Origin of the sequence: Nonomuraea sp. NPDC005730 (genome assembly GCF_040630865.1) — a bacterium.
Lineage (GTDB): Bacteria > Actinomycetota > Actinomycetes > Streptosporangiales > Streptosporangiaceae > Nonomuraea.
In genome coordinates this window covers 50758-73501 of record NZ_JBEXYK010000029.1, presented here as the reverse complement: position 1 = coordinate 73501, position 22744 = coordinate 50758, and the positions used below count along the sequence as shown (strand labels likewise).

Here is a 22744-nt window from a genome sequence, read left to right as displayed (position 1 = left end):
GGTTTGCCGCCCTACGGCCGCCCTCGAGCCCGCGCGCGCCGCGTTCCCCCTCCTAACAGCAAGCGCCCGAGAGAAGCCCGGTAACAGCGCTGATCGATTTGCGAGTATTGAGTTGAGTGAGCCCTTCTAGCCACGGGCCTGGCCCCCAAAAGATTCGAGGGCACAGTGCCGGAGAACGTTGTTCGGCGCGAAGGTGAGGGTAGGGCGGAGAGCCCGTACAACATGCGTATCGTGCTCATCATCTGCCCCTCTGTTGTGCTCACTGCCCCGGACCAGTGAGCACAACAGCCTCACCAAGGCCGAGCGCACCACTCCGTCCGTCCAGTGCCGGCTCCAGCCGAGTTTCGCGCGGGGAAAGGGTTTGCTCAGCGATTCGCCGAACGAACAGGGCTCTTAGGTCAGAATGTTCCGCCGGTACGCGCAGCCCCTTTCGGACCCGACATCGATCGTTCACACTCGTGCCGGTCTACCCACGCGCTGGAAGAATGGCGATCCTTCTTCCTCGGTCTGATGTCAGCCGGCATGCGCGGCCGCCACTCGAAGCACCGACCACGCCAGGTGGCTGGTCGTGGTTGCTCAGGGCCGATCGAAAGGCGAGAAGTCTCTTCAGAGTGAGGACGCACTTATCTTTTGGCGGCATTTTTGTCGCACGGGAGCATATGGCCCCGCCATGATCCAAGTGGCAGCGTGGGCTGCCCCTGGCGAGGGCCGCCTCCGGTGGAAGGGATCATATCCTTCCCCTCTTTATGGAGCATCCCATTGCGGGTACCCATTCATGCGCCATCGCTCACTGCACCCTTTCATCAGGGCAGCGGTCAGCACCCTACCCTTTATTACCGCCGCCTCGACCGACAGCTGCGCGGGCCCTCTCCAGCACATGCAGCAGCACGCACGCGCAAGATGTGTTCGCTGTGATTTGTGAGACCGTCCACCACGACATCCAGGTCAACTTCACCGCCGGGACTTCCCCGTTTACGCCGTCGGCTTCCTTGACCCCAGCGACGACCTGGTCCGCACCGTGACCTTCAGCGGGAGCCTCACCTACGTCGATCCGCTTCCCGGCGGGATGGTCGAGACGGTATCCGCTGTCTCCGGCACCAGCACCGTTGGAGCCGGCACTGCCACTCGTATCTGTCCTCCCGGCACCTTCTGCGACTACAGCGAGCAACACCGTCGCCTCCGTGGGGGTCGCCTACTGATCAGCCTCGCCCGGCCCGATCCTCCCTCACTCCTGTAAGGAGCCCTCGATGAAACGATTCCTGACCCGGTTGGTCCCCGTAGCTCTGCTGTCGGTGGTCCTGTTCCCGCTGCCCGCACAGGCCGCCGGCAGCGACGGAATCCTGACCTGTCCGCTGGGCACCATCACCAGCACCTACGACCCTCCGCTCAGTCCGGTCACCCAGCAGGTCGCGCTCGACATCAACGGCACGGTCACCGGATGCCTGCCCAACACCCAGAACATCACCGGAGGACAGTTCCACGCCGACTCCACCGGGAACATCAACTGCCTGACCGGCGGCCCCAGCATGGGGGTGTTCTCCTTCACCTGGAACACCGGCGAGGTCACCAAGGCGAGCTACCCCGAAATCACCATCAGCCCGCGCCCGGTCGGGGTGACCGTCATCCTGCTGACAGGTGAGGTGATCAGCGGCCCCTATGCAGGAGGCACCATGGTCCTGCAGACCACCGTGCTCGACTTCGACGTGACGGCGTGCCTGCGTGGCGACGTCGACGCCCTCGGAGGGGCCATCGAGGTGGTCTTCACCGACCTGTGATACCGAGATCAGGTCGGCCATACGCGGGCCTGATCTCATGTACGCAGTAGCGTCGGGGCCTTCTCGCCTCGCTCGCCGGCCTCAACTGCCGGCCTGACGGACCGACCTGATTGGACTAGCAACGCCATGGGTCATCATGAAAGCACCGCGCTGGTCTTCGGCCAGAGCCTGCACCGAGTGCTCAAAGAGATCGAAACGGCGCTCAGCCGGGCCGACCGTACCGTCGCAGCCGACTTCATCAATGAATTACGCGAGGCGAAAGCGGTCTACACCACCGGTGCCGGCCGGTCGGGACTGGCGGTCGCATCCTTCGCCATGCGACTGGTGCACCTGGGACTGACCGCCCATGTCGCCGGTGATGCGACGACTCCGAGCATCGGCCCAGGTGACCTCCTGGTCGCGTGCAGCGGTTCGGGGGAGAAACCGACGGTGCTGGTCCTGGCCGAGACCGCCAAACAGACCGGGGCGAGGGTGGTCGCGGTGACCGCAGCCGAACACTCCTCGCTGGCCTGGCTGGCGGATCTCGTCGTCACCCTGCCTGAGGGGCGTGGCGGCTATGACTCCTGCGACAGCGAGCAATTCATGGGCACGCTCTTCGAGCAGGCGGCGTATCTGTTCTTCGACAGCGTGGTGCTGACCATGCAGAAGCTTGCTGACATCGAGACCGACGAGATGCGCGACAGACACACGAATCTCGAATGACGGCCGGCCCTCCGCTCGAACCCGATGGCCGGTCATGACCAACCTTGTGGAGGAGCGATGCCCGACAACGCCGAGACATCCGACGGTAAGCCGTCCAGCATGGTGCCACGGCCCCTACCGGACTTTCTCACCGTGACGAACACGAAAATGCGGCTGGGCATGCATGGTCTGCGAAGCTGGATCAGCTCTCTGCTGCAGGAGTCGGACCGGCTCGCTGCGGTGGGATTGTTCGTGTTGGGGCCCTATCCGGCACTGGGGCAGATCGGTCGGCTTCTGGCGGGCAGCGGGCTGGCTTACGGCGCCCAGAACCTGTGGCCTGACGTACCGGAATGCACCGGAGAGGTGAGCGCGGGGCTGCTGGCCGAACTGGGCTGTGCCTACGTCATGGTGGGGCACGCCGACCGGCGGCGCGTCTTCGGCGAGGACGATGCTCTGATCGCCGCGAAGGCCGAATCCGCCGCACGGGCGGGGCTGGTGCCGGTTCTCTGCGTGGGGGAGAGCCGGCCCTGCAGCCGCCCTGAAGTGACACATGTGGTGATCGCCCAGATCGAGCCGGTCCTACGGCAGCTACCCCCCGACGCCGCGCTGGCGGTGATGTACGAGCCGGCATGGACGATCGGCGGCGACAGGGCCGCGGACCCCGCCGACGTGGCAGCCGTGTTCGACGCAGTGACCCAGCAGACCGCGCACCGCGCCGGGCCGACCCGCCTGTTGTACGGTGGCGCCGTGATGCCAGGAGTAATCACCCGACTGGCCTCCACCGTACGTCTGGACGGAATCGGTCTCGGGCGCGCCGCCTACGACACCGACATGCGCCGACGCATCCTGAACGAAGTCCTCGAACAGCGCTGAACCCTACTTCGACGCCTGGATGCCGACCGCGCCTCTTGACGGGCAGGTCACCAGCATGCGGGTTGCAGTGCTTCGCGCCTCGTTCGGTCGTGATCTGACCAGAGTTGGCGGCGGGAAAGCCCAGCGAAATGAGCTCCAACTGACGCAGCTGTGCATGGCTTCCCCTACTTGGCCACAAATCCGTTCGCTGCGGCCGTGCGGGCGCCAGCCGCCGTCGGGAATGTGGCCGAGTCGTCGACGTCCGCGTGGATCGTGTCGCCGGGTGCGGCACCATGGCAGCGGGTGCTGGGCCGGGTGGCACGGCTGGGGACGTCGTGGCGGCGCAGGATGCGGGGTGACGGTCACGTCTCGCTGTGTCGGGCACTTCAGCCGGCTGCATCAGGATGGGCCCTTCTCGTGGCCAGAGCTGTCCCCATGACATCGGCCAGTTCATGAATCGCTGCTCGGCCCTCGGGGACGAGGGAGGCGAACAGGTAGAAGTCATGCCACATGCCGCGGGTGAATCGATAAGTGACCGGCACCCCCTCAGTTCTGGCCCGTTCGGCAAGGGCCCGCGCTTGGTCTCGGAGAATTTCCCGCTCTCCGCAATAGATGATCAATGTGGGCAGCCCTGCCAGCGGACGCAGGGCAGGAGAAACCTGCTCGGGTGATGCTCCTGCTCGGTACAGGGCGGCCGAGAGCCGCAGGGCGCGTTGGGAGATCACCGGGTCAACAGCCGAGTGCCGGACGGCCGTCGCTGTCCAGGGCGACAGCAGCACGACGGCCGCCGGCCTTGCGTGCAGATCACGTGCTCTCATCGCCGCTTCCAGGGCGAGTGCCGCTCCGGAGGAGTCGCCGGCGATGACGAGGCTGTCAGGCGACTTCCCACAGGCGAGCAGCGCGCAATAGGCATCGCTCGCGTCCTCGGCAGGAACGGGATAGGGGTGTTCGGGGGCGCGCCGGTAATGCGGGAGAAAGACGGCTACATCGGCGGCCAGGGCCAGATGGGCGGCCAGAGACAGTGCCAGGCGGGGGGTTCCGGCCACGAATCCACCGCCGTGCAGGAAGAGGACCGTACCTGTGGGTTCGGCGGGTGGCGTCACCTCGAGCGCATCCAGATGCCCGAGTGTGGTGCGTCTGACGTGCACGGCGGCGGGGACGGGGATGGCCCACGCCATCATTGCGACCCACGCGCGCTGAAGCCTCAGCGGAAGAGGCGAGCTCATCACGGACTTCAGGGCGAGGCGTACCAGCCGCTCCATCAGCCAAGCGGGCAGCGAGATCACGAGATCGTGACCGCCAGGCTCTCAGCCACACACTGACCCAACAGATCTGAGTCACGGATCACGTTCGGGTCGATGTTGACAGTCAGGTGACAGGAGTGGCGATACGACAGCAAGGTGACGGTCAGCGCGGAGCCGAGTGTGGGAGCGATGGCGTAGATCTGGGTGGCCTGAGCCCGTCCGATGCTCAGAGGTGCGTCCGGGCCGGCCATGTTACTGACGACGAAGTCGTGGGAGGCGCACAGGCGCAGGAAGGCGGTTTCGAACACGGCCTGCGGGATCAACGGTGACAGGGTGGCGATGGCGCCCATCCAGTCGATGGAGTCACGATGGTAGGCCGTCTTGACGGCGTTGCGGACCATGGCGATGCGATCGGTGATTTCAGGCACGTTACCGGGGACGGCGAAGCGGACGATGAACCAGTGGTTGCCCGCCAGCGCGGGATCGTGTCCGCCGCCTGTCGGCGGACGTCCGTATGGGGAGAAGACCCGCATGTGCCTTCGTGCCGTCCGATGATGCTGGTTGTAGCGCCGGCAGCCCTCCATGACGGCGGCGACCAGCGCGTCGTGAACGGTGCCACCGCCGGCGAGGGCCAGTTGCTTGAAGGGGGCAAGCGGTACGACTGTGGTGTAGAAGCGCCTGGCGAAGTGGCCGTCGGCGGGGGGTACTGGATGGGGCAGGTTGAGCATGTCGCGCCCGGCCTGCGCGAGGAACCATCCGGCCTTGCCGCCGCGCCTGGCCAGGTCCCACCACGAACGTTTCTCTCGCTGTGGCGGGGCGGGCGGGAGCATCGGGTCGATGACGGACCAGTCCGCACCGGCGTGGGTGGCGTCGTTGGCGGCGTGGCGCAAGAACAACTCGCGCAGACGGATGCCGTCGGCCATACTGTGGGAGATTTTTAGCAGATAGGCCGAGCGGCCGCCGTCCAGTCCTTCGATCAGGTAGCCGTCCCAGGGGGATCTACCGTGTTTGAAGGGCACCTCGGCCAGGGTCTCCGCGGTGTCCAGCAGGTCTCGTTGCAAGCCTTTCCCCTTCACCGGCACCCGCTTGAGGTGATGGGACAGTTCGAAGTCGGGGTCTGGCGTCCAGTGGGACCGGCGAAGGAGCCCACGGTGGTTGACGACCTTGGCACGCATGCGTGGCATGAGTGCGATCAGCCCTTCATGCCAGGTGATGAGTTCCTGCCAGTCCAGGGGGCCGTCGAATTCCATGATGGCCAGGATGACCGGCCTGGCCCGATGGCCGGTTTCCAGGCGCCAGACCATCTGGTCCTTTGGGCTCATTTCGTCGGCGTCGTCACGAATGCTGTGACGGTTGGCGGTGAACATCTGTCGTCTCCTGTCGGCCGTGCTAGGGAGCCAGTTCCAACCCATCGATCCGGATGATTACCTCGCCTTGCGGTGTCGTGGCGATGGCCTGAATGCCGCCATGGGTGGCGGCCACCGGAACTCCGGCGGGATGACGGCTGAGCACCTGCAGGTCGTTGAGCTGAGCGGTTGGCTCGATGCGGAGGATGCGATGGGGGGTGGGCCGGCGGCTGGAGCCCGGTGTCGTGCCGGCCGCCTGCAGGACCGCGTCGAGCAGGAGCCAGGGCAGCCGCATGAGCGAGAAGTGTTGCTGTTGCCTCTCGGGCAGTTCCGCCCGCCAGGTGGCTCGCACGCCGTCGGCGGCGTACCGGACGTCGCGCAGGCCGTCGAACGGCCTCGCGAACTCGGTGTCCGCTGATGTCGGATCCCCGTGGCCGCTGATGCTGTCCAGCGCTTCGATGGCAGTGGTGAGGACGGGCACGGCAGAGTCGGCGGCATGCGGCACCCACGGCAGGTCAGTGACGATGTCGGCCTGGAAGTGCAGGCTCGATCGCAGGGCGGGCGCGGGTCTGGAGCGGATTTCTGCGCGTACGACGCCGTCTGCATAGGAGGCAAGGAGATGGTACTCGCTCCGCTCGGGCGCCAGGGCAATGGGGGCGCGGAACCATGCGTCGCGAACGACCAGGAGTGGTGCTCCTCCGGTGAGCCAGGATGCCGCCTGGGCCGCCAGTTCGATGGCCAGCGCCCCGGGCAGAATGCAACGGCCGCGGCGCCGGTGGCCGCGCAGATAGTCGTGGCCGCGCAGATCCAGCTTCCACGACACCAAGGTTCCGTTTCCTTCGACGGGCATGGTGAGGTAGGCGTTGCCGTCGGCGGGCAGCCGGGGAAACTGCGTGCGGATCGTGTGGTGTTCGGCCAGGCCCAGGTGCACGATCACCGCGTGCTGCGGGCCCCGATCTGCGCGGAGTTCGTCGCCGAACAGCCGCTGCCCTTCCAGATCGGACAGGAGACTGAGCCGTCCGGTAGAACGGGTGTATTCGGTGAAACCTGAACGAGGCCCGAGCCCGGACTCGCCCCACATGGTCCAGCAGATGGCAAGCTCACGACATCCGAAGTGGGTACTTTCATAGCGGGCGGCCAGGTTCAGCAGGTCGTTGGCGGGGCCATAGTCGCTCTCACCGGTCAGGCCGATGGCTCCGGCGATGGAACTGAAGCTGCACCACAGCTCGGGAGGCGGCGAACAGAAGGCCGATTTCAAGTGGCGATATCCGTCGATCTTCACGCCGCGCACGCGGCGGAAGACGTCAAGGGATTTGCCGGCGAGCGCGCGGGCGCCGCCGATGCCGGCGGCGTTGACCAGCAGGTCCACGCGTGAATGCGCCCCATACACCTGTGCGGCGGCTGCGTCCACGGCCGCCGGGTCGGTGACGTCACAGGTGAGATAGTGCACGTTCGCAGCGCCGCAGCGCGCTCTCATCGCCTTCAACATCCGCCGCATCTCGGCGATGCGGCGCAGCCGCTCGTACTCCTTGCCGTGCTCGGCGGGGTGAGAGCCAGGTGAACGGCGCAGGCTCTCGCGTATGTAGCTGGCGCGGTCGACACCTTCCGGAAGTGTCGTCGAGCGGGTGAGGTCGGTCGCGGGAGTGCTGCCCAGCAGCCACAGGGTCGGCCGGGCAGTGCCGAGCAGGCCCAGCAGCGCGGTCGCGGTGATACCTCGCGCACCACCTGCGGCCACCACGACGCTGTCGTCAGTGAGGACCGGTGCGCCGCTCGCCGCGGTGAGCGGCGCAGGAACAAGCCGTTCCTCCCACCGCCGACCGTGCCGATAATGGGCGACGGGCAGTCCCCGCTGATACGTGGACTCCACCTCGAGCTGGCCGAACGCCTGATCCATCGGCGCGTCGGTGACGACAGCGTACGTCTCGTGGCCGGTCAGCTCCCAGGTGGCGCACTTGACGAACCCCGTCAGCAGAGCCGAGTGCGGGTGTGGCACGCCGCGGAGCAGCGGATCCAGAACCAAGACAGCCAGCGATCTGCCGGCCGGTGCGGTGATGGTGGCCATCCGGCGCGCGGCCAAGAACAGCAGTTCCTGCAAGGTGAGCAGCCGCTCAGGGACCGATCGCGGCCAAGGGGCGTCGTGCAGCGACGTGATCGCACACACCCGTGCAAGGGCGTTCTCGGGTATGCCGACGAAGGTGTCCTCGGTCGCGTGCGTGATGATCTGACCTGTCCGAGCGCTGCGGTCAGTGCACACGACCGTCGTCTGAGTCGCCTCCGGCATGGCGGAGATCTGCTCGGCGAGACAGGGCGTGTCGGTGAGGACCAGCGTGCCCGGAGGCAGGGCAGGGATGGGGGGCCGGATGGGCATGCCCGGCCGCGGATGAAACACCGCCAGGTGGCGCTCTAGCATGGCCTTCCTTGTCCGCTCGTCTGCGGGACGATGGTGATCGCCGGGCTGTACGGGCCGGTGATGGTGCGGGCCGTGCCGGCCTCGGCGGCGCGCAGCACGTCGACAATCGCGTCGGCGGCGAGATAGGTGGGCCGCTGCGGCGCACAGGCCGGTGCCGCCCAGGCGGTAGGGGGGGAGGTGGCGCGTAGCAGCGCGGAAACCGGCCAGCGGCGTTGTCGGGCGAGCTGCAGCCGGGTGAGAACCAGCAGGAACGCGCCCTCCGCGATCTGACCAGGGTCCACGTTGTGATGGCGGGCATGCTGCTCGGCGGGGCCGGTGTTGAGGCCGATCACAAGGGCCAGATCAACCTCGGCGCGCCGCAGGTAGGCGATCGCGACGTGCAGGGCGCTGAGTCCGGAGGAGAGACCGGAGTCCACCATCATGGTGGGCCCGTGCAAATTGTTCCGGTTGGCGATCCAGCCCAATGCCACGCAGGGCATCCGGCCAGGAAGGGTGTAGGCGCCGATGGGCGGGGTCGTGTCGCGATGCCGGGCGAAGAAGGCGGCGCCGGCCGGATCCTCGTCGGTCCCGGCCAGGGCGTGCTCGATGCGGTCGGCAAAGCAGCGCAACGCCGAGTCGCAGGCGAGATGGGTGGGGCCATAGTGTGCGCCGAAGACGGCGGTGCGTTCCTCGAGCCCCTTCCAGAATCGGCCATGCCGATCGGCAAGGTCAGCGGTCACTGACAGCGCCATGAGTTGGCTCCGGTCGAGTTGCGAGGCGATGCCGGGGGCCACTCGAATGCGCTCGAAGGGCGGCACCATATAGCTTTCACCGAAGTGCGGCTCGGCGCTCAGCGGCGAGCCGGCGGCGAGATTGCGCCGCACCTCCTCCCAATCGGGGCCGCCCGGCAGATGAGCGCTCCACCCGATGAGGCCCACCTCATCGGTGAGCGCGGGCGGGCTTGAGACAAGTCCTCGGCTGGGCCGCTCGGGATGTTGCAGAAGCAGATACCCGTTGATGCCGCCCAGGCCGCAGGCGAAGACGCCGACCACCGGGCGAGGCTCGGGCAAGGCCGTGTCTCTCCGTGGGATCCTGGCGGGTGAATTCGCATCGGCCGCCCGCGGCGCGGTGAAGCGGTGCTGCACGGGGACGGTTCCGTGCGCCAAGCCGGACAGCGCCTGGATGACCGAGACGACGCCGCAGGCCATCCCGGTGTGGCCGACGATGGACTTGTTCGAGGTCACCCATGTCCCGCCGGGATATGCACTGGCGATCGAATGCAGTTCGATCTGGTCGCCGGTGATGGTCGCGGTGCCGTGCGCGATGGTCCACGCGACCTGCTCGGCGGGCAGATCGTTGACCAGATGTGCTCGCCGTATCGCCCTGACCTGGCCTTGCGAATGCGGCGCGAAGATCGCCTTCCCCTGCCCGTCGCTGGCACCGCCGAAGCCCACCAGAAGTCCGAGTACGTCATCGCCGTCGCGCCGCGCGTCGTCCAGGCGTTTGAGCGCCACCATCGCCGCGCCATCGGAGAACATCGTGCCGTCGGCGTCCGCGTCGAAGGCCCGCACGTCGCCGGAGCGCGACAGTGCTCCCACCTTGGCGAAGTAGACTTGGCGCAGCGGGCCGTGGCTGCTCACGCCGCCGCAGAACACGACCTTGGCCTCACCGTCGAGCAACCGCTTGACCCCCAGGTCGACGGCGTAGAGCGCGGCAGGGCAGATGTTGTCCACCACAAGGACTTGGGCGTGGCCGGGCAGCAGGCCATCCACGGCGCGCAGTACCTGAGCATGAGGCAAGAAATCGGCGTGGGGCCGTTGCGCGCACGAATCAGTCTCGGCCAGGACGCGCCGCAGACGGTGGCGGTGCTGTTCAGGATCGCCGTCCAGAAGACGGGCCACACCGTCGGCCGCGAGGTCCGCGGCCAGGGCGATGTCGAGTTCGTAGCTCGCCTCGGTGCTGGCCGCCACGATCACTGCGCACGGCGCTTCTGCTGGGACGGCCACGGTGTCGAGAGTCTGGAGCAGGCTGTGCCGTAACCATGCCACCTGCAGATCGCTGCGTGAGCGTGCCCAGACGGATTCCAGACGCGGATGCGGACTCCAGTCGATGATCTCACCATACATACGGCCATAGGTACGGTCTTCGGCAGCGGGATCGGCGGAGTAGAAGTCACGCGCGTTGAAGCGGCGTGGCTCGCGGAAGACCGGCACGGGCTGCCGGGTGAGGTTCCAGAATTCCTCTGGACTGCTCGCGCCGGGCACGACCAGGCCCGCCCCGACCACTGCTACCAGCGCCGCCGTTCCTCCTTCGCTGTTCACGTAGCGTTGAGAAGTTGATCGGCGATCGCCTCCACCGTCAGGGGAGTCGGCTGGTCGTGATCCTTCGGAGTGAAGTGGAAACGGTCCATGACGCGGGCCATGACGAGCCGGTGCTGGAGTGAGTCCAGGCCGAGTTCGGCCTCCAGGTCGATGTCGCTGGTGACGATCTCTGCGGGATATTCCAGCACTTGGGCGTACATTGTCCTGAGCTGCGCGATCAGTTCTTGACGAGTGGGACTCATCTCTTACCTCCTATGGGCGGCCGGGCATGCCGAGAGTGGCGCGGATGTGGGCCGGAGTCGTTCGCGTCCTGAACGGCGCGATGGCCTGGGCGCTGGGCACAGCCGCCTCCACCAGGTCGCACAGTGTGCGCTTCAGGCCGCACTCCACGAAGGTCCGCACGCCGCTCGCGTGTAGTTCTCTGACGGCGCTCAGAAAGTCGACCGGCAAAATCATCTGCAGGGCCAGAGACAGGGCGAGGTCGTCACAGCCGAGGTAATAGCGACCCAGGACCGGCGAGTAGACCAGGCAGCTCAGCGGTTTCGGCTTGATGCTCCCCAGGCTTTGCAGATAGTCCTGGTAGGCCCGGGCGAGCAGGGGATGGTGTTGCGGGTAGGCGCCGGTACGCAGCCGCTTGGCGGGGCCGACCTGGCCATCGCTGTCGCGCAGCAGCCGGTCGATCTCTTCTGCCGGTCCGGACAGCACCACTTGTTCCGGACCGTTGATCGCCGCGATCACTGTCTGCCCGTAGGCCGCCACCTGTTGGCGGGCTTGCCGGGGAGTAAGGGACAGCGCCAGCATCGCGCCCGCAGGGATGGCATGACGGCGAAGGGTAGCGCCGCGCTCGCACAGCAGCGTGGCGCCGTCGGTGACCGACAGCCCGCCGGCGGCGACGAGCGCCGCGTACTCGCCGAGGCTATGGCCGAACAGCACGTCAGCGGCGAGGCTGCCACTCTGCGCAAGCAGGCGATGGCAGATGACCTCGGCGGCGAACACCGCCAGCACCATCAGGTCCTCGCCGGGTGGTTGTCCGCCTGCGGCGGGCGCGTGAAGGAGTGCGGGAGTCATCGAGGGCAGGCCGTATACCCGTGACGCGGAGTCAACCTGCGCCGCAACCTCTTCGACGATCCGGCGCCCCTGCGGGCATGCCGAGAACGCGGCGGGGAAATAGGAGCCGAGGCCGGGGAACATCAAGGCCGTGCGTCCCATCATCGCTCTCCGAAAAGCAGGATCGGCTTGAGGCTGACGCCCTGTTCGCAGTCCGCGGCTGCCCGGTTGATCTCGTCGAACGGATAAGCGGTGATCATTTTGTCGAACGGCAGGCGCCCTTGGGCGTGCAACTGGGCCAGAAGCGGGATGAAGACCTGGGGAACACTGTCGCCCTCGACGATGCCGCGGATCTGACGGCCGAACATCAGACCGGACATCTCCAACGCCACCTCGGTGCCGGGAGCGGCGCCCCCCAGCAGGCCACACGCACCGTGAGAAGTGAGCGAGTCGACCGCCATGCGCAACACGGACGGCACCCCGGCGGCCTCGATGCTGTAGTCGACGCCCTGGTTCGCCGTCAGCGCCCGCACTTCCTTGACGGGATCGGTCTTGGACAGGTCGATGGTGTGGGTGGCTCCAAGTTCTTCGGCCAGTCGTAGCCGGGCGGGGTTACGTCCGACCGCGACGATGGGCGCGCATCCCGCGATCACCGCCGCCATCACCGCACTGCAGCCGACCGCGCCCGCCCCGAACACGGCGATGCTGCTGCCGGGCTCACAGCGCAAGCTGTTGAGCACGCTGCCGGCTCCGGTCTGCACGCCGCACCCCAAAGGCCCGAGCAGATCGAGGGGAAGCCCCTGGGGAACCTTGCTGACGCAGCGCAGCGACGCCAGGGAGTAGGTGGCGAAGGAGGACTGGCCGAAGAAGCCGTGCACGGGCGCCCCGGCGAGCCGGATCGCGGTCGTGCCGTCCCGTCTGGTGCCACTGAAGTTGCGCGGTACGAAGTTCGCGCAATAGGCCGGACCGCCCTGCAGGCAGGGCCGGCAGGTTCCGCAGGAATCGAAGCTGAGGACGACATGGTCGCCTACGCTGAGCGCCGTGTCGCCAGCCGGACCGGCTCCGATCGCCTCCACTACGCCGGCGCCTTCGTGTCCGAGCACGACGGGCAGAGGCACCGGATACCACTGATCGCGGACGATGAGGTCGCTGCGACAGATCCCCGAACTCACCAGTCGGACGAGAACCTCTCCGGCGGACGGTTCTGCCAATTCGACCTGCCGTAATTCAAACGGTGCTCCGGCCGCCTTGGTCACGGCCGCGGTCATCAACATCGAGCTGCTTTCCCTCACTTGTGCTGCACGCTCAGTCATCAGGTCGAGGCATAAAACTGCCGCGGCTGCCATGGCGAGCAAATCACTCTTCAGGCAATCATGCATTTACTCATGTGTCAATGATGCGTGAATTTGCATGTTGACGCACTGCATGCGCCCCACAATTACCATCGAGCAAGCTCTGCATCTTTTACGAACAGACGTTACAGTGCGAAAAGAAATATTGTGTGTATGATGACCTGAGATTATGGAGGTGTATTTTGACAACCGACCCGTCCCCAGCGGAGTATGTCGTGGTCGGAGGAGGATCAGCAGGCAGCGTCCTGGTTCGCAGGCTGCTGGACGCGGGGCACTCGGTCCACCTTCTGGAAGCGGGCGGCCCAGACACGGGTCCCCTTACCGGCCCACTCATCCGCGATCCTCGCGGCTGGCCCCTGCTGTTGCTGAGCCGTCATACCGCAAACCTGGCGACCATCCCGCAGCGAGAGGCGTATCGACGCCGACTGCGCTGGACGCGCGGTACCGTGCTGGGCGGCGGCAGCGCGGTCAACGCCGCGGTCTACGTGCGCGGCCACGCTCACGACTTCGACGCCTGGGCGCAGGCAGGCTGCCATGGGTGGAGCTGGCAGGACGTACTGCCGCTGTTCAAGCGCTCAGAAGACTATGCGCTCGGTCCTGCGCTTCACCACGGCAGCGGCGGCCCGCTGCCCGTCGAGCCCATCACCGACCCCAACCCGCTCTCCCTGGCCTTTCTTCAAGCGGCCCAGGAATACGGCCATCCGCTCACTCATGATTTCAACGGCGAGAACATGACCGGCGTCGGCTGCAATCACCTCAACACCCGCGACGGGCGACGCGTCTCCGCCTGGAACGGCTTCGCCGGTCCGCTTCTGAATCACCGGTTGCTTACTGTCACCACCGGCGTCCTGGCGCACCGCATCCTGTTCAACGCCGGTCGCGCGGTGGGAGTGCAGTACTCGCAGCGCCACCAGTCAAAGCTGGGTCGCATCGTGACGGGCAGTGCACGGACTCACGTCGCCAGAGCGCACACCGAAGTGATCGTGTGCGCGGGCGTCATCGGTTCGCCTGCGTTGTTGCTGCGCAGTGGCATAGGGCCGGCCGAACACCTACGGGCGCTGGACCTGCCCGTCATCACCGACCTGCCGGGGGTCGGCCAAAACCTGCATGACCATCTGCTGGTTCCCGTGGTCTACAGGTCGGCCCGCTGGCTGCCCTGGCGTACGCGCAATTTCGCTGAGGCCCAGCTGTTTGCCCACAGTGGTCGGCATCCGGGGCCGGCTCCGGATCTCATGCCGGTCCTGATGCACCTGGTCTACCCGCCCAGACTGCTACCGCCACCCGGCCGCGGCTACACCATCGCAGCCGGGCTGGTACGACCGTTGTCGCGCGGAACGTTGCGGCTCGCCAGCGCCGACCCAGATGTTGCCGTGCGGGCCGACCCTCAGGTCCTTACCGAGCCCGCTGATCTGGAGGTGCTGGTGCAGGCCGTGCGGATGTGCCGCGACATCGGCGATCTGGCACCGCTGCGTGGCTGGCGCGGCGCCGAAGTGCTGCCGGGCCCCAGCGTGAAGGATGACTCGGATCTGCGGGCGTTCGTCCGGCGGACGGTCAGCACCTATCACCATCAGGCGGGAACCTGTCGAATGGGAACGGATCCGCGAGCCGTCGTGGCTCCTGACCTGCGCATCCACGGCATGGACGGCCTCCGGGTGGCCGACGCCTCCATCATGCCCCGCGTTCCGTCAGCCAATATCAACGCTGCTACGATCATGATCGGGGAGAAGGCGGCTGACCTGGTGCTCTCCTGATCGGCGCAGATGGCCGGTCAGCGCTTGCGCAGCAGATGGACGGCCAGTGCCCCGGCCAGCAGGGACGCTGAGCCGATGCCGAGCTTCTTGAGCAGGCTCCCCCCCACGTCGGGCTGCAACCCCTTGCGGACCTGCACGGACAATTCCTGATCGGCCAGGTCGTGCACGATACTGCGGATGCTGTCGTAGCCGGTTGCGGCGGTCAGCATGAGGTCGGTGAACAATTTGGCGGTCTGCGCTGGAGAGAAGAGCTCGGCCGCGAGCTCGAACAGGATGCCGGGCAGTTCCTCCTGGAACACCTCAACTACCATCAGCTCCGGAGCCAGGTAGCGGACCGCCCCCTCCAGATTGGCAAAGGACTTGGCCAGGATCGAGACCATGGGACTGGTGGCGATCCCCCGCTTGGCCGACTGCCTCAGCACGGTGCCGAGGGTGACGCCGAAGTTCAGCTCTTCAAGCGAGGCCGCATGCACCTTGGGCACGATAATGGCCATGTCCGAGGCGAACGCCCGCAACTGCGTCCACTGAGTCAGGTACCCCATCTCGGTCCACGCTCTCGCAGCTGTGGGAGCATCGTTGAGCACCAGACCGAGCAGGACCCGGACCATCGAGTGGCTGAGATGGCGGTCAATGTTACCCACCATTCCCCAGTCGATGATCGATGCCTTCTCCCCCGGCGCGACGAAGATGTTGCCTGGATGTGGATCGGCATGGAACGTGCGATGGATGAAGTAGCTATGAAACATCAGGGCGAGCAGATCCCGGCCTATCTCCAGGCGTTCGTCCAGCAGGAAGTCCGGCCGCTTGGCGTCCCTGATCGAATAACCGGGTGCGAGACTCTGAATCAGCACCCGCGGTGTCGCGTGCAGCACCTCAGGAACGCTCAGCGTCTCGAACTGCTCGACTATCGGCCGTGCCCGATCCATGTTGCCGGCCTCCAGGCGGAAGTCGAGTTCCGGCCGCATGGCATCGAAGATCACGCCAAGCATCGCGTCGAGGTCCAGGACGCTGGTGAACTTCGGCGCACAACGCCCGATCAGCCGCGTCGCCCGGCGCAAGATGGCCATGTCCGCGCGGACGATGGGCTCGATGTCCGGCCGCTGCACCTTGATCACCGCTGGCCGCCGGCCCCGCAAGCTGACTCGGTAGACCTGGGCGAGGGAAGCCGCTCCCAGCGGCCTAGCAGTCTCGATTTCCTGAAAATTCCGCCGCCAGTTCAGACCGAGTTCCTCCTCCAGGACGGGTTCGAAGACGGTGAACGGGGCCGGTGTCACCTGATCGTGCAGCTTGCCCAGTTCCTGCCGAACGGGCTCAGACACGAGGTCTGGGCGCGTTGACAGGATTTGGCCGACCTTGGTGTAGAACGGTCCCAGTTCTTCGAACGCCTTCCTGATCGCCTGGGGACGCCACTGCTCGAACTCCCAGGCTGAACCTCTCTCGCTCCTGAGCACCTTGCCTCGCTGTTTGAGCTCCTCGGCCATCAGCCCGGCCATGACGCTCACGACTTTGTGTAACCGGCCTCCGCTCACCAAAGTCGACCCTGTCCGGAGCTCTTGCGGGACGTCACCGCGGGCGCCTACTCCGGGGCGTCCTGTTGAGAAGCGGAGATGTCATCCAGCCTGCGCGACAGGCGGCTCAGTTCGTCGCGAAGCTCGCCGAGTCTCCGCCTCAACTCGTCGTCGAGTTCATAACGACGGTGATCATCCTCCTCAAAGCGGTATGCCCGGCGGCTCTGACGTGGACGGCTAGCCCGCTCGTCCAGCGCCCGGCGTGCCGACCTTCGCACCCCCCTTTCGAAGTCGTATCCACGATCGAGAACGTCGTCGAGAAAGTCTCTCGTCTCGTCGATGACGTTTCCTAGATAGCGGCTCACACTCGGGCGAGATCGAGTTGTGTCTGGCTCTCGATAATCGACGTAGCGTCTGCTCGTTCTGGACACCCGCACATCCTCCTTAAGGTCAGGACTCTCGGCATGGTATCGCCAGCTTTGCGCTTCTTCTATCAACAGAATGGCTAGAGTAGTGTGGATTTCACGAGAGGCTTATAAGTGTCTTTCGAATCCGATGAACGGGTTTCCGTCAGTCGGGCAGGGCGAAGATCTCAGCGACCGACGCGGCCAGCAGCGCCCGGCGTCGCTCGGTGGCCACGGCCGGGCCGCTCGCGCCATTCGTAGTAACCCGAGCGGGACACGCCCAGCCAAGCACGCATCCAGGCAATTGCGTGATGCGCCTTCTCCACGTCGACGAGCTCGCACTTGGCGAGCGTCATCGGGTCTCCGATACGGAGAAGGCGCCCGCATTTTCAGGGAGATCAACGTCTCGCGGAGCTCAGCGTTCTCCCGCTCTACACCGGGGAATCCACTCCGCCGCAGTCCTGATGAACTCGATAGGGAGCAGCATCGACACAGTCGCCCCGGCGCACGAAGCAGATCCGGGTGGTCGCCCATGACCATGTTGAGAATTCCACAGGCATCGCGGTCATCGTAGTGCCCCGGCTTGCCAAGCAGGTTGACCAGGTAGCGGTGTTCCCAGGGAAAAGCACACCGACGACGAGGCCGACGCCCAGGAGTTCGTCGATGGTCAGCCTTTGGGACGTGACGGTTCACTCGACGCGCCCGAGTCTCGGTCCAGGTTTGACCGACGATCACCGTCGGAGATTCGCTGCCGCATGGATGGCTGACTCGGATTCACGCATCAGCAGTTGCTGACAGCATGAGCGGAGAGTCGAGCTGATAACGGCGGCCGGCTTCCGCGAGAAGCGCCGCCAGCCATCCGAGGCTGTCCAGCGACCACTCGACCAGGGTGCCGTCGACGGTCACCCGGTGCAGGGCCGGGCCGAACCACAACTCATCGGTAATGGCAGGGCACAGCAGGACAGGGTCATCGTCGGTGAGGAAGAAGTCGTCAAAGACGTCTTGCTTCAGCTCTCGCAGCCAGTCGATCATGTCCGGTGCCACAGATCGAATCGACGCATTCTGTCCGCCGTCCAGCGTCACCCGTACGCGCGTTCTCTCCCGTGATCGAAGGTCGGCGAACCAGCCGATCTCCTGCAGAAGTCGCACCACGGCGCCGGTGCGCCGGGCCTCGACTCCAGGCGAGACCAGGCTTTGCACCGGCAGCAGAACCTGAAGGGCCTTCAGATGCAGCACGCCCACGTGAGCGGCGACACTCTGTGCACAGGCCAGGAACGGCTGGACAGGCAGCGGTCGATCGACCCCGGTCGGCGTGGGCAGCGACACCTGGAACCAGGCAGCACGGGAGTGTCGAAGACCGGCCGAAGAGTCGAACCCGGCGTCGTTCATCCCCCACAGGCCGCAGTCGTCTCCGGTGGGCTCGGTGAGCCATCCCATCGCCGACGATCGAGCGGCGAACAGACTGTAGGCGTCGGGAGCCGGAGTCGACTCTCGCCATGAGTAAGGCGTCAGTTCGCCATGCAAGGCTGCGAACATCGTACTGTCGACTGCAACGCTCACGGTCACCTCTCGTCCTACTGCCTGCAGCGGATGTTCCGCCCGCCCGTGGTGAGCGTGTTCGGCGGGTCGAGCACGCTGACGACGTCCACGTCGATGACGCTACGCCACTCCGTCACAGTGCTGCTGTGACATGTTGCTCGACCGGTGGCGCGGTGGCCAGCACCACCGCCGGATCGGACCGTGGCTTTGCCTGCCGTACCGGCATCGCGCCACTCACCGTCAATGCGCTGCTGCAACTGCACTGTGACGACCGCCGTCGTCGCGTTGCAGTTGATGTTGACCCACCATCCGTGTCCGGACGCTTCCCAGACAGAAGACGAGAGATGGACGTAATCGCCTCTGGTCTCAAAACCGCATATGCCTGCTCGGGCCGGAGTGAAGGTCTCATATCGGTTGCTGAGTCCGGGGGCTGCCGCAGCAACAGCCGGAGCGGGCATAAGGGGCGCGGAGGCGACGACAAGCACAGCGGAGAGCAGAACTACGGATCCGGGGGAAGGAGCCACGAAAAGCCTCCTGATGGCGGGAAATCAGGAACCTTGCTGAATGCAATCACACTATCACGCAGAGTACATGGATCGATGAGTGCAACGGCTGACGGTTTCTCCATGTCGCGTGACGTCCAACCGTCACCGGCAGCGAACGCCCCCTCAGCCACGCCGCGAGGGAGCAGCACCTAGCGAAACCGATCAGCAATGAAGGACCGATCCAAGCCGAAATGCCTGATGCCCGCACGTCCGACGCATCAGCTCATCCCAATTCCCCCGTCGCGCCTGCCCTCTTGACCAGTCGCCCCCATCGTGACGAGCGCTCGAACTGCCGGGCAATCACCGCCCCAGTTGGAAGTTGTCCTTGTTCATGCGCAATCGTCGTGGCCCATGCCCAAGCCCTGCGCTGGAGCGCTCGCTCCCCTTCCGAAGAGGTCGATGTGAAAGACTCCCTCATCGGCCCTTCCGACCGCGATGTCTCATGGCGGAGGGTGCCACGCCCTGATTCGGCACGGTCAGCAGATTGCCGGACCTGGCACATCAGCATCTCGTACGCGCCAATGAGCGCCAGGCTGGGCCAACCGGCGATCAGCCGAGCAATCATCGTCGGTTCCGCCACCGCAACGTTCGCCCCGATGCTCGCCAAGCTACTTATGATCAGCAGAGCCCAGGGAAGAAGGTCACCGCGAAGCCCCTGTCTGCTGGCTCGCAGGAGCGACATCGAAGCCGCCACGATCGTGCCGTCCACCGCCAGCGGAATGAGCGCAGCGGCGAGCTCGTCCTCGCCGTGGGCCAGAGCCAGCTCACGCATGTGCCGGTACGACACGACGGCAGCGATCGCGGCCAGTACGAACACAGCTCCTGTGGTCGTACGTCGAATCCACCGGTCTGACGACGGCTTCTCCACGACTGGCAGTCGCGTCATCGAGGCGGGGTGCCCCTCGGAACCCGGCGGATTCTGGACGGGAGCAACGGACTCGACAACTGCCCCGCTCACTTCTGGTCACCCGCCTGCGGCGATCGGCCCTTGCAGTACGACCACACCGCAAGCGACCGGACCCTCTTGACCGTCGCCTGAGAACACCATGTCCATCTCGGCATGAACCGCACGACAGGCAACGCGCCCACTGCCAGAGCGTCGCCAGAGACAGATGGTCGGCGCGGCACGAATTGGGCATCGTATTGCCGGTTCTCAGTGCAGGCGCGGCCGAACCAGGCCACCGGGAGAAGAATCTCGGTGGCCTGGCCCGCCTCGTCCCCCTTGGCGTGATGCCAAGAGGGACTCACGGCTGGTGTTGCTCGAACGGGCAACGCAGAACCTCCCAGACGGCTTCAGGCTGCCGCGCCTCAATCTCGTCGCCTTCCGCTCTATCGATCGGGTGGCGTCGACGGGCAAGGCCAAGCGCCTGCTTCGCGGTCGACCAGGCCCTGCAGACTACGCCGCCGAAGCTCGTTTGGGAGGCCCTGAGCAGGCCCTATGTAACCTTCCAGTCACTCTCGGAACTCATCGAAGTCGAGTCGGCGACGGCGGCAAGGATGCGAGCGCGGGCGAGCTCGCAGAACGGTTCGCTGAGTTCGATCCCGATGAACGATCTGTTGAGTTGCCGTGCGGCAAGTGCCGTGGTTGCCGCTCCGGCGAACGGGTCGCAGACCGTGCCGTGGGGCCGGCAGCCGGCGGCAACGGCCCGTAGTGGGATGTCGATGGGGAATGCCGCGAAGTGTGCTGCCTTGAGGGGACGGGTGGAGATGGACCAGACGTCTCCGGGATTTCGGCCCTGTGGGTGCGCGGCGGTATGCCGTTGCCCCGTCGCTGACATGGAGGTGCCGTGGCGCTTGCCGCAGAAGCTGCCTTGGTCATCGCGGTATTTGCCGTCATCAGGCCAGGGTGTCGCGATGCTGTTGGGCTCGTTGCCGCCCTGGTGCGCGCGGCGAGACAGAGAGCGGTCGCCTGCACAGGGCTCCCGGATGGCATCCAGGTCGAACCAGTAGCGGCGTTGTTTCACGAGCAGGAAGAGCATCTCGTATCGGGTGGAGACGCGATCGAGCACGGACTGCGGCATCGCGTTCGGCTTGTGCCAGACGATGGCGTTCCGCAGGATCCAGCCGTCCTCCTGCAACGCGAAGGCGACGCGCCACGGCATGCCGAGCAGGTTCTTGGGCGGCACGGACTGCCGGGAGCGCGGGCGGACCATGGGTTGGAGTTGGTTGTAGCCGGCACCTCGGGCCCAGCCGTCCGAGTTCGAGGCGTAACAGTCGCCGATGTTGAGCCAGAGCGTCCCGTCATCGGCCAGCACTCTGCGCGCCTCACGGAAGGTTGTCCTGAGGGTCTCGACGTAGGCGGCCGGACTGTCCTCTTGGCCGTACTGCCCGTCCACGCCGTAGTCGCGAAGGCCGTAGTACGGAGGGCTGGTGACCAGGCAGTCCACCGACGCGCCCGGGAGCTCGGCGAGCATCTCCCCCGCATCGGCGAGGTAGAGGGTGGTAGGACCGTCGGTCCAGTAGGGCTGCCTCATCGCGCCACCCCCTGGGCGGCGTAGCCGAGGAGCAGCCGCAGGACCGGAGTTAGAGACGACCTCGCTTCCTTTCGGCCATCCGAAACGGATGAACCCGAGATCTTGGACGTCGATGATGCAGCGTGCGTGCGCGTAGTCATCGCTTGTTGGGGCGGGCCTCAGATCCGCACGCCCATGTCTGGCGGGGAACCGCTGTAGGGCGCCCTCACAGGCCAACAAGAACCTTCGGCGAGCCTCTGGCGCAGCTCTGACATGCCATCAGCGGCATACGTTGACATCTGGCGGTGCCAGGGGCCGATTGTCGGCGCACGGCCACTGGCAAAGGTCCGCCAGAGGGATGCCAGAAGTAGCTCCTAAACCGGGTTGCGAGACCGAAATTCCTCTCGCAGTGGAGCAGCCCGATGAGTACCGACCTTCGCGAGACGCCCTTCAGGAACCGCTCACCCCTCGATGTCGCCGAGCACGTCTTCCAACTCCTGGCGTGCGCTCCCGGCGGCTTGGCCCTCGACGGCAGGGACCTCCCCCACGGCCTGCCCCGACGTCCCGTCCTGCTGACGGAGCTGCGCGACCTGCTGAGCGCACCTACCCTGCCCGACTCGACGAAGGATGGCGCCTGGCGCGAGCTCGTGATCCGGGCACGCGGTGAAGGCCGGCAATGGTTGGTCGCAACGGCAGGGATGGCCGAGCCGGCCCTACGGCAGATCTGCGGCCGACTCGGCCTCTATCTCGCACGTGGGGAACGGGACGACGTCGAGGCCGCTGTGCTGGCCGCCTTCATCAGCGCCGTCAAGAAGACCGACCTCGCCCCGTGCAACGTCCTGCAGCGGCTCTGCGCCCTAGCTCGCGACGCCGGTGAGCGGGCCCGGCAGAAGGCTGAGGCCGAAGCGGCCCACCACCCTGACCTGCCCGGGCCAGCATCCGGATCAGACCAGGCACAGCAACGGCGTCACGACTCGATCCTTGCTGACGCCGTTCTTGCCGGCGACCTCGATCCAGCTCTGGCCCGAGCCGTCACCTCCGCCATCCGCAGACGGGCGGAGAACACCCCCAAGACTTCCGCGCGGGGCCGGATCACCTCAGATCCGAAGCCCGGCATCATCAAGCAGAAGGGAGGCTGGGGCACCCCCACCGGCTCCGCGCGGAACCCCTCATCACCACGACCCCGGCGCTATTTCCTCCGCGCCATCGTGATGGCGGCAACGGTTGCCGTCGTTCTCGCCGCCGCGGCACAGGCGGCGGCAGCCGAGCCCACGCTTCATCTATACGCCGCAGCAGTGCCGAAGGATCTCAACACGGTCTTCGACAATCTCCGGAACTGGCTCATCGGGCTGCTTGCCGGACTGGCCACGCTCATGCTCACCATCGGCGGTCTGCGTTACCTGGTGGCAGGCGGGGATCCCGGCGAAGTCCAGAAGGCCAAGGCGGCACTCAAGGCCGCCGCGTTCGGCTATGGCCTCGCCATCCTGGCGCCACTGTTCGTCAGCGTGCTCAAGCGAATCGTGGGCGGCGGGTGACC

General features: G+C 66.1%; 17 protein-coding genes. 5 read left to right on the top strand and 12 right to left on the bottom strand.

The window, feature by feature from the left end:
• Positions 1-1247 precede the first annotated feature (1247 nt).
• From ABZ444_RS28740 to ABZ444_RS28730, 3 genes are all read left to right on the top strand, one after another.
• Positions 1248-1775 carry a hypothetical protein gene (locus ABZ444_RS28740; protein ID WP_358003227.1) on the top strand — a complete coding sequence of 176 codons (528 nt, stop codon included), beginning with the start codon at positions 1248-1250 and terminating at the stop codon, positions 1773-1775.
• 126 nt (positions 1776-1901) lie between these two features.
• The gene (hxlB, locus tag ABZ444_RS28735; RefSeq protein WP_357986313.1) at positions 1902-2477 is read left to right on the top strand and encodes a 6-phospho-3-hexuloisomerase; all 576 of its coding nucleotides are present in this window, start codon (positions 1902-1904) and stop codon (positions 2475-2477) included.
• A 57-nt stretch (positions 2478-2534) separates the two neighbouring features.
• Positions 2535-3329, top strand: a complete 795-nt coding sequence (locus ABZ444_RS28730) for a triose-phosphate isomerase family protein (RefSeq protein WP_357986310.1) — start codon at positions 2535-2537, stop codon at positions 3327-3329.
• Between the two features lie 365 nt (positions 3330-3694).
• Here the strand turns inward: ABZ444_RS28730 and ABZ444_RS28725 are convergent, their stop codons facing one another.
• From ABZ444_RS28725 to ABZ444_RS28695, 7 genes are read right to left on the bottom strand one after another with little or no spacing between them, the layout of a single operon-like run.
• Positions 3695-4594, bottom strand: coding sequence for an alpha/beta hydrolase fold domain-containing protein (locus ABZ444_RS28725; protein ID WP_357986307.1), 900 nt, complete (start codon positions 4592-4594; stop codon positions 3695-3697).
• Positions 4591-5919, bottom strand: coding sequence for a wax ester/triacylglycerol synthase domain-containing protein (locus ABZ444_RS28720; RefSeq protein ID WP_357986304.1), 1329 nt, complete (start codon positions 5917-5919; stop codon positions 4591-4593). The genes ABZ444_RS28725 and ABZ444_RS28720 overlap by 4 nt, the downstream gene beginning before the upstream one ends.
• A gap of 22 nt (positions 5920-5941) precedes the next feature.
• Positions 5942-8308, bottom strand: a complete 2367-nt coding sequence (locus ABZ444_RS28715) for an SDR family NAD(P)-dependent oxidoreductase (protein ID WP_358003224.1) — start codon at positions 8306-8308, stop codon at positions 5942-5944.
• On the bottom strand, positions 8302-10608 hold the full coding sequence (locus tag ABZ444_RS28710; RefSeq protein ID WP_358003221.1) for a beta-ketoacyl synthase N-terminal-like domain-containing protein: 2307 nt from the start codon (positions 10606-10608) through the stop codon (positions 8302-8304). Before ABZ444_RS28710 ends, ABZ444_RS28715 begins: the two co-directional genes overlap by 7 nt.
• Positions 10605-10850, bottom strand: coding sequence for an acyl carrier protein (locus ABZ444_RS28705; protein WP_357986296.1), 246 nt, complete (start codon positions 10848-10850; stop codon positions 10605-10607). Before ABZ444_RS28705 ends, ABZ444_RS28710 begins: the two co-directional genes overlap by 4 nt.
• 10 nt (positions 10851-10860) lie before the next feature.
• A complete protein-coding gene (locus ABZ444_RS28700) occupies positions 10861-11820 on the bottom strand; it encodes an acyltransferase domain-containing protein (protein WP_358003218.1) in 960 nt (319 codons plus the stop codon).
• Positions 11817-12929, bottom strand: a complete 1113-nt coding sequence (locus tag ABZ444_RS28695; RefSeq protein WP_358003215.1) for an NAD(P)-dependent alcohol dehydrogenase — start codon at positions 12927-12929, stop codon at positions 11817-11819. Before ABZ444_RS28695 ends, ABZ444_RS28700 begins: the two co-directional genes overlap by 4 nt.
• A 227-nt stretch (positions 12930-13156) precedes the next feature.
• Here ABZ444_RS28695 and ABZ444_RS28690 point away from each other — a divergent pair, with 227 nt between their 5' ends.
• A complete protein-coding gene (locus tag ABZ444_RS28690) occupies positions 13157-14758 on the top strand; it encodes a GMC family oxidoreductase N-terminal domain-containing protein (RefSeq protein WP_358003212.1) in 1602 nt (533 codons plus the stop codon).
• 17 nt (positions 14759-14775) lie between these two features.
• On the opposite strand, the gene ABZ444_RS28685 is transcribed toward ABZ444_RS28690, so the two are convergent.
• The 5 genes from ABZ444_RS28685 to ABZ444_RS28665 form a co-directional block, all read right to left on the bottom strand.
• Positions 14776-16251 carry an AarF/UbiB family protein gene (locus ABZ444_RS28685; protein ID WP_358003209.1) on the bottom strand — a complete coding sequence of 492 codons (1476 nt, stop codon included), beginning with the start codon at positions 16249-16251 and terminating at the stop codon, positions 14776-14778.
• Between the two features lie 607 nt (positions 16252-16858).
• A complete protein-coding gene (locus ABZ444_RS28680) occupies positions 16859-17026 on the bottom strand; it encodes a hypothetical protein (protein ID WP_358003206.1) in 168 nt (55 codons plus the stop codon).
• Positions 17027-17444: 418 nt separating this feature from the next.
• Positions 17445-18230 (bottom strand): hypothetical protein, encoded by a 786-nt coding sequence (locus tag ABZ444_RS28675; RefSeq protein ID WP_357986279.1) that lies wholly within the window; start codon positions 18228-18230, stop codon positions 17445-17447.
• 747 nt (positions 18231-18977) lie between these two features.
• Complete coding sequence (locus tag ABZ444_RS28670; protein WP_358003203.1) at positions 18978-19571, bottom strand: DUF2637 domain-containing protein; 594 nt, start codon at positions 19569-19571, stop codon at positions 18978-18980.
• 619 nt (positions 19572-20190) lie between these two features.
• Positions 20191-21228, bottom strand: coding sequence for a site-specific DNA-methyltransferase (locus tag ABZ444_RS28665; protein WP_358003200.1), 1038 nt, complete (start codon positions 21226-21228; stop codon positions 20191-20193).
• A 401-nt stretch (positions 21229-21629) separates the two neighbouring features.
• On the opposite strand from ABZ444_RS28665, the gene ABZ444_RS28660 reads away from it, so the two are divergent.
• A complete protein-coding gene (locus ABZ444_RS28660; protein ID WP_358003197.1) occupies positions 21630-22742 on the top strand; it encodes a pilin in 1113 nt (370 codons plus the stop codon).
• Positions 22743-22744 lie beyond the last annotated feature (2 nt).

Bases quoted from the DNA above. Each gene is read 5' to 3' on its own strand.
- ABZ444_RS28740 (WP_358003227.1), top strand. From the start codon at position 1,248: ATGAAACGATTCCTGACCCGGTTGGTCCCCGTAGCTCTGCTGTCGGTG.
- hxlB (WP_357986313.1), top strand. From the start codon at position 1,902: ATGGGTCATCATGAAAGCACCGCGCTGGTCTTCGGCCAGAGCCTGCAC.
- ABZ444_RS28730 (WP_357986310.1), top strand. From the start codon at position 2,535: ATGCCCGACAACGCCGAGACATCCGACGGTAAGCCGTCCAGCATGGTG.
- ABZ444_RS28720 (WP_357986304.1), bottom strand. From the start codon at position 5,919: ATGTTCACCGCCAACCGTCACAGCATTCGTGACGACGCCGACGAAATG.
- ABZ444_RS28715 (WP_358003224.1), bottom strand. From the start codon at position 8,308: ATGCTAGAGCGCCACCTGGCGGTGTTTCATCCGCGGCCGGGCATGCCC.
- ABZ444_RS28705 (WP_357986296.1), bottom strand. From the start codon at position 10,850: ATGAGTCCCACTCGTCAAGAACTGATCGCGCAGCTCAGGACAATGTAC.
- ABZ444_RS28700 (WP_358003218.1), bottom strand. From the start codon at position 11,820: ATGATGGGACGCACGGCCTTGATGTTCCCCGGCCTCGGCTCCTATTTC.
- ABZ444_RS28695 (WP_358003215.1), bottom strand. From the start codon at position 12,929: ATGTTGATGACCGCGGCCGTGACCAAGGCGGCCGGAGCACCGTTTGAA.
- ABZ444_RS28685 (WP_358003209.1), bottom strand. From the start codon at position 16,251: ATGGCCGGGCTGATGGCCGAGGAGCTCAAACAGCGAGGCAAGGTGCTC.
- ABZ444_RS28680 (WP_358003206.1), bottom strand. From the start codon at position 17,026: ATGACGCTCGCCAAGTGCGAGCTCGTCGACGTGGAGAAGGCGCATCAC.
- ABZ444_RS28665 (WP_358003200.1), bottom strand. From the start codon at position 21,228: ATGAGGCAGCCCTACTGGACCGACGGTCCTACCACCCTCTACCTCGCC.
- ABZ444_RS28660 (WP_358003197.1), top strand. From the start codon at position 21,630: ATGAGTACCGACCTTCGCGAGACGCCCTTCAGGAACCGCTCACCCCTC.